The sequence below is a fragment of the Nitrosopumilus sp. b1 genome, assembly GCF_014078545.1.
In the GTDB taxonomy this organism is placed as follows: Archaea; Thermoproteota; Nitrososphaeria; order Nitrososphaerales; family Nitrosopumilaceae; genus PXYB01.
On the sequence record NZ_MU078768.1, the window covers coordinates 1 to 580 of the forward strand.

The 580-nt window shown below is 34.8% G+C and carries 1 pseudogene; it reads right to left on the minus strand.

Annotated elements, in window-relative coordinates:
* Nucleotides 1-580, minus strand: a pseudogene (locus C6988_RS10540) (DNA polymerase II large subunit); the annotation flags it as partial.

The window sequence follows — 580 nt, forward strand, 5'->3', positions numbered from 1 at the left end:
AAACTCTAGAGGAAAAGATTTTGTTACTTCTAGATTATGTGCTTGAGGTTGTGATTCATGTGGTAATACAAGAGGTTGAATAAGCAATGGGGCATCCATTAAACCTCCTATTTTATCAGACAAAAACTGCCGTGAGAAATTCAATAATGCATCCATTAAGAGCATGATGGAATCTGCATCACCATCTGCATCTCTTCTTTTTGCAGAATGCCAATTGGGAGTTCCAAAACAAACATGTGTTTCAGTGTATCCAATTATTCTTGCAACAATTCCAACTGAAGTGTGAGGGGCTAAGCCGATAACCAAATGACCGAGAAGTTCATCGGTGTTGTTAACATTATAAAATTTTGATTTTCCATAGAACTTCTCAAGTTCTGTATCAATATACTTGCAAGTTTCAACAAGATATTTACCGCTATCAACAGGTATGATTACATCTTGCATTTTTAGCTCGATGATTTGTTCTGAATTTGTTATTTCATTACCATCAATGTCATGGGTATAACCAAATTCTTTGAGTTTTTCAATATTAGTTCCAATCCAAGATGGTTTGAAATGAGTTAGAGGAGAATTTGTTGCA